At 70.4% G+C, this 9,784-nt stretch carries 9 protein-coding genes; 4 read left to right on the forward strand and 5 right to left on the reverse strand.

Translation table 11 applies throughout. The annotated features are described in order from the left end of the window. Positions 1-62 precede the first annotated feature (62 nt). From ACFW9D_RS13600 to ACFW9D_RS13615, 4 genes are all read right to left on the reverse strand, one after another. The gene (locus ACFW9D_RS13600; protein WP_384621338.1) at positions 63-989 is read right to left on the reverse strand and encodes an amino acid ABC transporter permease; all 927 of its coding nucleotides are present in this window, start codon (positions 987-989) and stop codon (positions 63-65) included. Next, on the reverse strand, positions 986-1,633 hold the full coding sequence (locus tag ACFW9D_RS13605; protein ID WP_188336474.1) for an amino acid ABC transporter permease: 648 nt from the start codon (positions 1,631-1,633) through the stop codon (positions 986-988). The genes ACFW9D_RS13600 and ACFW9D_RS13605 overlap by 4 nt, the downstream gene beginning before the upstream one ends. 121 nt (positions 1,634-1,754) lie before the next feature. Then, the gene (locus ACFW9D_RS13610) at positions 1,755-2,675 is read right to left on the reverse strand and encodes a glutamate ABC transporter substrate-binding protein (RefSeq protein ID WP_188336473.1); all 921 of its coding nucleotides are present in this window, start codon (positions 2,673-2,675) and stop codon (positions 1,755-1,757) included. 96 nt (positions 2,676-2,771) lie between these two features. Then, a complete protein-coding gene (locus ACFW9D_RS13615; RefSeq protein ID WP_188336472.1) occupies positions 2,772-3,551 on the reverse strand; it encodes an amino acid ABC transporter ATP-binding protein in 780 nt (259 codons plus the stop codon). Between the two features lie 252 nt (positions 3,552-3,803). Here ACFW9D_RS13615 and ACFW9D_RS13620 point away from each other — a divergent pair, with 252 nt between their 5' ends. Continuing rightward, positions 3,804-4,490, forward strand: coding sequence for a response regulator transcription factor (locus tag ACFW9D_RS13620; RefSeq protein WP_188336471.1), 687 nt, complete (start codon positions 3,804-3,806; stop codon positions 4,488-4,490). 21 nt (positions 4,491-4,511) lie between these two features. Next, a complete protein-coding gene (locus tag ACFW9D_RS13625; RefSeq protein ID WP_384621342.1) occupies positions 4,512-5,963 on the forward strand; it encodes an ATP-binding protein in 1,452 nt (483 codons plus the stop codon). A 68-nt stretch (positions 5,964-6,031) separates the two neighbouring features. On the opposite strand, the gene ACFW9D_RS13630 is transcribed toward ACFW9D_RS13625, so the two are convergent. Next, positions 6,032-7,036, reverse strand: coding sequence for a TAXI family TRAP transporter solute-binding subunit (locus ACFW9D_RS13630; protein WP_188336469.1), 1,005 nt, complete (start codon positions 7,034-7,036; stop codon positions 6,032-6,034). A gap of 137 nt (positions 7,037-7,173) precedes the next feature. On the opposite strand from ACFW9D_RS13630, the gene miaB reads away from it, so the two are divergent. Both miaB and ACFW9D_RS13640 read left to right on the forward strand, forming a co-directional pair. After that, entirely contained in the window at positions 7,174-8,709 is a 1,536-nt protein-coding gene (miaB, locus tag ACFW9D_RS13635) for a tRNA (N6-isopentenyl adenosine(37)-C2)-methylthiotransferase MiaB (protein WP_384621345.1), read from the forward strand. A gap of 92 nt (positions 8,710-8,801) precedes the next feature. Beyond that, the gene (locus tag ACFW9D_RS13640) at positions 8,802-9,521 is read left to right on the forward strand and encodes a class III extradiol dioxygenase subunit B-like domain-containing protein (protein ID WP_384621347.1); all 720 of its coding nucleotides are present in this window, start codon (positions 8,802-8,804) and stop codon (positions 9,519-9,521) included. Positions 9,522-9,784: the final 263 nt, after the last annotated feature.

Below are 9,784 nucleotides of genomic sequence, written 5' to 3' on the forward strand. Positions count from 1 at the left end.
GTGGCGATCATGCCACTGCCTCCGTCACGACGGCCGATCGGGTCGGCCCGGGTGATGCCCCGTCAGGCGCTGCCGTCCTTGGGCGTGGACAGCGTCTGGTCGACCTCGGCCAGCTCCACGACGGGCTCGGCGGCCGCGGCGACGGCGATGCCCTTCCTGGCCCGGCGGCCGCGCCGCTCGATCCAGGAGGCCAGCCAGGACAGGGCCAGACACATCGCGATGTAGATGACGCCGACCACGATGACGACCGCGGTGATCGGGTTCTCGCCGTTGACGATGATGTTGTTCGCCATCTGGCGGGCCGCGTACAGCAGCTCCGGGTACAGGATGACGTAGCCGAGCGAGGTGTCTTTGAGGGTCACCACGAGCTGGCTGATCACCGTGGGCAGCATCGCCCGTACGGCCTGCGGCAGTTGGAGCATCGTCATGACCTGCGTCTTGCGCATGCCCAGCGCGTACGCGGCCTCGACCTGGCCGCGCGGCACGGCGTTCACACCGGCCCGCAGCACCTCGGCCTGCACACAGCCGTTGTAGACGGTCAGACCGATGACGAGCGCCCAGAAGCCGGAGTTCTCGCCGACGACGCCGAGGTTGTCCTTGTAGGTGAGGAAAAGCACCCACAAGGCGTAGATCGTGATCAGCAGCGGGACCGCGCGGAACAGCTCGATGAAGCCCGTCGCGCACCGGCTGACCGCCTTGTGGTCGGACAGCCGCGCGACCGCGAGAAGCAGACCGAGCACCAGGGAGAGCGCGCCGGCGACCGCGAACACCTGCAGGGTGGTCAGCACGCCGTCGCGGATGTTGGTGCGCACACCCGCGTTGTTGAAGATGTTCCAGACCTCGGGCTCCAGCTGGCCCTTCACGTTCATCCGGTAGATGGTGAAGGCGATCAGGCCCAGGACGGCGAGGGAGCCGACGACCGTGTAGATCCGGTTGCGCACCTTGGCCCGGGGGCCCGGGGCGTCGTAGAGGACGCTCGAACTACTCATCGTGCGACCCCCATGCGCCGCTCGAGCAGCCGGAAGAGACCGCTGATGGAGAAGGTGATGACGAGGTAGCCGAGGGCCACCCACAGGAAGATCCAGCCGATCGTGTAGCCCTTGTCGCTCAGCAGCTTCTGGACGCTGAAGAGCTCGGCGACGCTGAAGGCGCCAGCGATGGCGGAGTTCTTGGTCAGCGCGATGAAGATCGAGCTGAGCGGCGGCAGCACCGTACGGGTCGCCTGCGGCAGGATGATCAGCCGCAGCGTCTGCGAGAAGGTCATGCCGATCGACCGGGCGGCCTCGGCCTGGCCCAGCGGCACCGTGGTGATGCCGGAACGGACGGCTTCACAGACGAACGCCGACGTGTAGCAGCCCAGCGTGATCAGGGCCTTCATCCACGGGTTCAGACCCGGGAAGAAGATCACCGGAAGGACGAACCAGACGATCAGGAAGAGCAGCGTCAGGGGCGTGTTGCGAAAGAGCGTCACCCATGCGGTGCCGAACAGGCGCAGGGGCGGGACGGGGGAGACACGGAACCCGGCGATGATCACGCCGAGGACCATCGCCAGCAGCCCGCTGGCCAGGGTCAGCAGGACGGTGCCTATGAACCCCTCGCGGAACTCCGGGAGATAGTCGAGCAATACGTTCACGGGGAAGTCCTCGTGGGCGGCGGGCGGGCAGGAAAGGCCGCGCCACGGGCGCACCGCGGACGGTGCGCCCGGAGCGGGGCGTACTCCTCAGGCGCGGAGCGCGCCGGTCAAGAGCGCGCGATCAGTAGCGCTCGAGGGCCGGCGGCTCGGTGTAGGCCGACTTCGACAGACCCAGCGTCGCGTCGTACGCCTTCTTGTAGTCGCCGTTCTTCTCGTGCGCCTCGATGGCGTTGTTCACCGCGTCGCGCAGCGCCTTGTCGTCCTTGTTCATGCCGATGCCGTACGGCTCCTTGGTGAACGGCTTGCCGACCACCTTGAGCTTCGTCGGGCGCTGGGCGGCGTAGCCCTTGAGGATCGCGTCGTCCGTGGTGACCGCGTCCACCTCGTTGTTCAGCAGCTGCTGCACACACTCGGAGTACTTGGACAGCTCGACGGTCTTCGCGCCGTACTTGGGCTTCTTGATCTCCTGCAGCGGGGTCGAGCCCTTGATGGAGCAGACCGTCTTGCCCTTGAGCGAGTCGGGGCCGGTGACGCCCTTCTCGTCGGCGCGCACCAGGAGGTCCGCACCGGCCATGAAGTACGGGCCGGCGAAGCCGACCTGCTTCTTGCGCTCGTCGTTGATCGTGTAGGTGCCGACGTAGAGGTCGACCTCGCCCTTGGAGATGGTCGTCTCACGGACGTTCGAGTCGACCGTCTTGAACTCGATCTGGTCGGGCTTGAAGCCGAGGTCGGCGGCGACCATCTTGGCGATCTCGATGTCGAAGCCGGAGCGCTTGCCGTCGGTGTCCTGGAAGCCCAGGAACGGCTGGTCGTCCTTGGCACCGAAGACGATCTTGCCGGCCTTCTGGGCCTTCTTCAGGGTCGGGGAGTCGACCTTGACGTCCTTGGCGACCGTGTACGTCGGCAGCTTCGGCTGGTTCTTGCCACCCGAACCGCCGGCGGGCTTGTCACCGGCGTTGCCGGACTCGCCGCCACACGCGGTGGCGGTCAGGGCGAGAGCGGCGACGGTGGCCGCGACAGCGGCGGACTTGCGGAGATTCATCGTGAACATCCTTCGTGTCGGCAGATTCGGCAGTCTGAGAGGTCGACGCGCGCGGAGCCTCGGTCCTGGGCCCGAGGGCGCACGTACGGCGCGCGTCTAGTGGTGCAGGATCTTCGACAGGAAGTCCTTGGCCCGGTCGCTGCGCGGATTGCTGAAGAACTGGTCGGGGGTGGCCTCTTCGACGATGCGGCCGTCGGCCATGAAGACGACACGGTTGGCGGCGGAGCGGGCGAAGCCCATCTCGTGCGTGACCACCACCATCGTCATGCCGTCCCGGGCGAGCTGCTGCATCACCTCGAGGACCTCGTTGATCATCTCCGGGTCGAGCGCCGACGTGGGCTCGTCGAAGAGCATCACCTTCGGGTCCATCGCCAACGCCCGTGCGATGGCGACACGTTGCTGCTGTCCGCCGGACAACTGCGCGGGGTACTTGTCCGCCTGGGCGCCGACGCCCACCCGGTCGAGCAGCGCGCGCGCCTTCTCCTCGGCCTTCTTCTTGTCCGCCTTGCGGACCTTGACCTGGCCCAGCGTCACGTTCTCGAGCACCGTCTTGTGCGCGAAGAGGTTGAAGGACTGGAAGACCATGCCCACGTCGGCACGCAGCCTGGCCAGCTCCTTGCCCTCCTGGGGCAGCGGCTTGCCGTCGATCGTGATCGACCCGGAGTCCACGGTCTCCAGGCGGTTGATCGTGCGGCACAGCGTCGACTTGCCGGAGCCCGACGGGCCGATGACGACCACGACCTCGCCTCGCGCGATGGTCAGGTCGATGTCCTGGAGCACGTGCAGAGCGCCGAAGTGCTTGTTGACTGCGCTCAGCGCGACCAGTGTGTCGCCCGCGGGGGGAGTGGCGTCCTTGGTCACCGAAACTTCGGTCATCGGGGTCTTGCTCCATCCTCCTCGGTTGGGAGGACAGTAGTAACCCGGTACGACCAGCGTCATTACATCTGAGGGGAAATTGAGCATAACGATCCGGTCGCAACCGGACACGATCTGTGAAGGGTCGCGGCCCTCGCGTACCGGCTGCATAACGGAACACCGACGGGGCCCGCAGACCCTTGACGACTTCCTCATGGATCGGCGTGGATGCCTTGGTGAACCCATGGGATCGACACAGGTGAGGGGGCCGGAATGAGACTGCTGCTCGTCGAGGACGACGACCACGTCGCCGCGGCCCTGTCCGCCGTGCTCTCCCGGCACGGCTTCGAGGTGCGGCACGCGCGCAACGGGGAGGAGGCCCTCCAGGCCCTCGTCCCGGACCCGGCCGCCTTCGGCGTCGTCCTGCTCGACCTGGGACTGCCCGACCAGGACGGCTACGAGGTCTGCGGCAAGATCCGCAAGCGCACCTCGACGCCCGTCATCATGGTCACCGCGCGCGCGGACGTCCGCTCCCGCATCCACGGGCTGAACCTCGGCGCCGACGACTACGTGGTCAAGCCGTACGACACGGGGGAGCTGCTCGCCCGTATCCACGCGGTCAGCCGGCGCAGCGTCCAGGAGGAGGCCGCCCCCGCGTCCGACCACGAGGTGCTGCTCGGCGACGTGGTCATCGACCTGCCCACGCGGCAGGTCACCGTGGAGGGCGCCGCGGTGCAGCTCACCCGTAAGGAGTTCGACCTGCTGGCCCTGCTCGCGCAGCGGCCCGGGGTCGTCTTCCGGCGGGAACAGATCATCAGCGAGGTGTGGCGCACCAGTTGGGAGGGCACGGGGCGCACCCTGGAGGTGCACGTCGCCTCCCTGCGCTCCAAGCTGCGCATGCCCGCCCTGATCGAGACCGTGCGCGGCGTCGGCTACCGGCTCGTCGCCCCGGCCGCCTAGCGGAAGCCGTAGAGTCCCCGGGTGCGCGCCCGTCTGCTTCCGCTGCTCATCGTCCTCATGGCGGGCGTCCTGCTCGCGCTCGGCTTCCCGCTCGCCGTGAGCGTGGCCTCCGCCGAGCAGCAGAAGGTCGTCGTCGACCGCATCGACGACACCGCCCGCTTCGCCTCGCTCGCCCAGTTCGTCACGACACGGCCCGGCGAGAACGGCGCACAGGCCCCCGACGAGCGCCGCCAGACCCTCCAGAAGGAACTCGACCGGTACTACACCGTCTACGGGATCAAGGCGGGCGTCTTCTTCCGCGACCACGTGCCGATGGCCCGCTCGCCGCGCGCCTTCGGAGTGCCCGCGGGAGGCGCCCTGCGCGAGGCGTTCGACGAGGCCCTGTACTCGCGCCGCAGCCACGACCCGTCCCAGGTCTGGCCCTGGCGGCACGGACGCCTCGTGGTGGCCTCCCCGGTCATCCGCGACGGTGACGTCGTCGCCGTCGTCGTCACCGACTCGCCCACCGGCGCGATGCGCGCCAAGACCCTGCGCGGCTGGCTGATCATCGCGGCGGGCGAGGTCGCCGCGATGCTGCTCGCGGTGGGCGCCGCGCTGCGCCTCACCGGCTGGGTGCTGCGGCCCGTACGGGTCCTGGACGCCACCACCCACGACATCGCCACGGGCCGGCTGAAATCACGGGTCGCGGCCGCCGGCGGCCCGCCGGAACTCAGACGCCTGGCCCGGTCGTTCAACGAGATGGCCGACAACGTCGAGGACGTGCTGGAGCAGCAGCGCGCCTTCGTCGCCGACGCCTCGCACCAACTGCGCAACCCGCTCGCCGCCCTGCTGCTGCGCATCGAGGTCCTGTCCTACGAACTGCCGGAGGGAAATGAGGAGATCGCATCCGTTCAGGCCGAGGGCAAGCGCCTGGCCCGCGTCCTCGACGACCTGCTCGACCTCGCCCTGGCCGAGCACGCCGGCGCCGACCTCCAGCTGACCGACATCGGGGCGCTCGCCGCCGAGCGCGTCGAGGCCTGGCGGCTCACGGCCGACGACAAGGGCGTACGCCTGGTCGCGCACTGCCCCGCCGTCACCGGCTGGGCCGACCCGATCGCCCTGTCCAGCGCCCTGGACGCCGTGGTGGACAACGCGCTCAAGTTCACGCCCGAGGGCGAGCAGGTCACGGTCACGGTCGTCGCGGGCGGCGAGACCACCGCCGTCGAGGTCACCGACGGCGGCCCCGGCCTGCGCGACGAGGAGCTCGCCCGCATCGGCGACCGCTTCTGGCGCAGCGGCCGGCACCAGAACGTGAAGGGCTCCGGCCTCGGCCTGTCGATCTCCCGCGCCCTGCTCACCGCGGGCGGCGGCTCGATCGCGTACGCCCATCACGAGCCGCACGGGCTGCGCGTGACGCTCCGGGTGCCGAGGGCGGCGCCGCTGCCGCGTCAGGGCACGGGGGCGGACGCCGAGCAGGACCTGGCCGAGCGGTAGCCAGAGCTGGGGGCTGAACGCGGAGGGCTGGGCTCGGGCTCAGCGGCTGGACTCAGAGGTCTCAGGGCTCAGGGTTTGACCGAGCGGTAATAGCGCCGCGCGCCCTCGTCCAGGGTGAGCGGATCGGTGTAGATCGCGGTGCGCAGGTCGACGAGCTGCGCCGCGTGCACCCGCGCGCCGATGTGGTCCCGGCTGTCGATGACCGTTCGGGTCACCGCCTCCGCCATCTCCGGATCGATCCGCTCCGTCGTGACCAGCAGGTTCGCCACGGCCAGCGTATTGACCGCCTTGCCGTGCTGGGCGTGCGGATAGGCGTCGGCCGGCATCGTCGCAGCCCTGTAGTAGCGCGAGGAGCCGCCCTGGGCGTGCAGCTCGTCGATGAGGCTGCCGAGCTCGACGAGGCGGATCGGGAACTGCTCCGACAGCGTGCGCACGTGCTGCGTCGTCAGGCCGCCCGACCAGAAGAAGGCGTCGATCTGGCCGGCCTGCAGAGCGGTCGGCATGGTGTCTATCCCGAGGCCGACCGGGACGATGTCCTTCTGCGGGTCCAGGTCCGCCGCCAGCAGGATCCGGTTCGCGATCAGCCGCACGCCGGACGCGCTCCCGCCCACAGCGACCCGCTTGCCGCGCAGATCGGCCACCGACCTGATCTTGGACGAGCGGGGCACGACCAGCTGCATGTAGTCGTCGTAGAGGCGGGCGCAGGCGCGCAGCTGCTCGGCGCCGGGCCGGCCCTCGAGCTGGTACTTGGCGACCGCGTCCGCGGCGGCGATCGTGAAGTCGGCCTTGCCGGTCGCCACCCGCCGTACGTTGTCCCACGAGCCCTCGCTGCCGTCGAGCCGCACGTCGACGCGGGGCAGATCACGCGCCATGGCGGTCTTCAGCAGGTTCCCGTACTTCTCGTAGACGCCCGTCGGGGCGCCGGTGCTGAACGTCACCTGCCCGCTCGGCGCCTCGTCCTCCAGCGGCAGCAGCCACCACAACAGCAGCCCGACCACCACGAGCCCGGCCACGGATCCCCGCAGGACGTGGCGGCGGGCCGGGCGCAGGCGGCGGAGGGCGGTGAGCGGCATGGGCGCGATCCTGCCAGGTGGGGGCGGGGGCTGACCAGGGTTGACGGCGCACGTCACGGCCCGCCCGCCGCCGGATGCCGGGCGTGACGGGAGGAGGCGGCACGGGGCGCCCTCGCGAACCCCATACCCTTGTCCGTATGAGCAGCAGCGACCCGCGTCCGTCCGCCGTGGACGATCGTTCTCCCAATCCCCCCAAGACGTACGAAGTACGCACCTACGGGTGCCAGATGAACGTCCACGACTCCGAGCGCCTCTCGGGCCTCCTGGAGGGCGCCGGATACGTCCGCGCCCCCGAGGGCTCCGACGGCGACGCCGACGTCGTGGTGTTCAACACCTGCGCGGTGCGGGAGAACGCGGACAACAGGCTCTACGGCAACCTCGGCCGGCTCGCCCCCCGCAAGGCCTCGCGCCCCGGGATGCAGATCGCCGTGGGCGGCTGCCTCGCTCAGAAGGACCGCGACACCATCGTCAAGAAGGCGCCCTGGGTGGACGTCGTCTTCGGCACGCACAACATCGGCAAGCTGCCCGTCCTCCTGGAGCGCGCCCGCGTCCAGGAAGAGGCGCAGGTCGAGATCGCGGAGTCGCTCGAGGCCTTCCCGTCGACGCTGCCGACCCGCCGCGAGAGCGCGTACGCGGCCTGGGTGTCGATCTCCGTCGGCTGCAACAACACCTGCACCTTCTGCATCGTCCCGGCGCTGCGCGGCAAGGAGAAGGACCGCAGGACCGGCGACATCCTCGCCGAGATCGAGGCCCTCGTCGGCGAGGGCGTCTCCGAGATCACGCTGCTCGGCCAGAACGTGAACGCGTACGGGAGCGACATCGGCGACCGCGAGGCCTTCAGCAAGCTGCTGCGTGCCTGTGGCCGGATCGAGGGCCTGGAGCGGGTCCGCTTCACGTCCCCGCACCCGCGCGACTTCACCGACGACGTGATCGCCGCCATGGCCGAGACGCCCAACGTGATGCCGCAGCTCCACATGCCGATGCAGTCGGGCTCGGACACGGTCCTCAAGGCGATGCGCCGCTCGTACCGCCAGGAGCGCTTCCTCGGCATCATCGACAAGGTCCGCGCCGCCATCCCGCACGCCGCCATCACGACCGACATCATCGTGGGCTTCCCCGGCGAGACCGAGGAGGACTTCGAGCAGACGATGCACGCCGTGCGCGAGGCCCGCTTCTCCCAGGCCTTCACCTTCCAGTACTCCAAGCGTCCCGGGACCCCGGCCGCCACCATGGAGAACCAGATCCCCAAGGAGGTCGTGCAGGCGCGCTACGAGCGTCTGGTCGCCCTTCAGGAGGAGATCTCCTGGGAGGAGAACAAGAAGCAGGTCGGCCGCACCCTGGAGCTCATGGTCGCCGAGGGCGAGGGCCGCAAGGACGGCGCCACCCACCGCCTGTCCGGCCGCGCCCCCGACAACCGCCTGGTGCACTTCACGAAGCCGGACGAGGAGGTCCGCCCTGGTGACGTGGTCACCGTGGAGATCACCTACGCCGCCCCGCACCACCTGCTCGCCGAGGGCGCCGTCCAGAGCGTGCGCCGCACCCGCGCGGGCGACGCCTGGGAGAAGCGCACCCAGGAGACGAGGGACAAGGCGAAGGGCGTCATGCTCGGCCTGCCGAAGATCGGCGTCCCGGAGCCGCTGCCGGCGGCCACCGGAGGGTGCGCCGTCGACTGACGCGGCCGGCCGCCGGGGCCCCGCTGCGTCGCCGCGCGTGCGACCGGCGGCCCCCGGCCACGGGCGTCGGCCCGCGCAGTAGGCTGCCGATCATGCTTGTCGCTGCCGCCGTGTGCCCCTGCCCCCCGCTGCTCGTGCCCGAGGTGGCCGCGGGTGCCGCCCCCGAGCTGGACGCCGCCCGCGCGGCGTGCGACGAGGCGATCGGAGCGATGATCGCCGCCCGCCCGGAGCTGATCGTGGTCGTCGGCCAGGGGACGCGCAACGCGCACCACGCGGCCGGCGCCCGCGGCTCGTTCCGCCCCTTCGGCGTCGACCTCGAAGTGACCCTCGGCACCGCCCCCGCGGAGGAGTGGGAGACCGAGGCGGAGGCCGAGCTGCCGCCCTCCCTCGCCGTCGGCGCCTGGCTGCTCGCCCGCGCGGGCTGGGACGGCCCGGTGCGCGGCTACGAGGTCACGGACGACCGCTCCTGGCAGGTCAACGGCGAGGACGGCGTCCACATCGCCGGGTACGCGGACCGCGTCGGCCTCCTCGTGATGGGCGACGGCAGCGCCTGCCGCACCGTGAAGGCGCCCGGCTACCTGGACGAGCGCGCCGAAGGCGTCGACGCGGAGATCGCCGCCGCGCTGCGCGACCTGGACGACGAGGGTCGCTTCCCGAACCTGGACGCGGATCTCGCCCGTGCCCTGAAGATCTCCGGCCGGGGCCCGTGGCAGATCCTCCTCGGAGCCTGGGACAAGGAACCCGGCACGGCTCGCCTCCTCTACGAGGACGCGCCGTACGGGGTCGGCTACTTCGTGGCCTCCTGGACGTAGTGACGCTTTCTGGGAAGCCTTCTGGTGGGCCCCTGCACTCGGCCTACAGGACGCGCAGGCGTCTACAAGGCGGGCAGGCGTCTATTAGGCGCGCACGCGTCTATAAGGCGGGCAGGCGTCTATAAGGCGCGCACGCGTCTACAAGGCGAAGGCGCCCGTATGTCTGGACAGATGGTGTGCACACGGCGACGGGCGGGGCAGCCCCCCCGCGGGATGCCGGCGCGGCGCGCGCGAGGCGCGCGGGGGGACTGGGGCGCGGGCTC

It is taken from the genome of Streptomyces sp. NPDC059524, assembly GCF_042749255.1.
Taxonomy (GTDB): domain Bacteria; phylum Actinomycetota; class Actinomycetes; order Streptomycetales; family Streptomycetaceae; genus Streptomyces; species Streptomyces xanthii.

Coding starts and splice junctions, on each gene's coding strand:
- ACFW9D_RS13620 (WP_188336471.1), top strand. CDS start 3,804: ATGAGACTGCTGCTCGTCGAGGACGACGACCACGTCGCCGCGGCCCTG.
- miaB (WP_384621345.1), top strand. CDS start 7,174: ATGAGCAGCAGCGACCCGCGTCCGTCCGCCGTGGACGATCGTTCTCCC.
- ACFW9D_RS13615 (WP_188336472.1), bottom strand. CDS start 3,551: ATGACCGAAGTTTCGGTGACCAAGGACGCCACTCCCCCCGCGGGCGAC.
- ACFW9D_RS13600 (WP_384621338.1), bottom strand. CDS start 989: ATGAGTAGTTCGAGCGTCCTCTACGACGCCCCGGGCCCCCGGGCCAAG.
- ACFW9D_RS13610 (WP_188336473.1), bottom strand. CDS start 2,675: ATGAATCTCCGCAAGTCCGCCGCTGTCGCGGCCACCGTCGCCGCTCTC.
- ACFW9D_RS13630 (WP_188336469.1), bottom strand. CDS start 7,036: ATGCCGCTCACCGCCCTCCGCCGCCTGCGCCCGGCCCGCCGCCACGTC.
- ACFW9D_RS13640 (WP_384621347.1), top strand. CDS start 8,802: ATGCTTGTCGCTGCCGCCGTGTGCCCCTGCCCCCCGCTGCTCGTGCCC.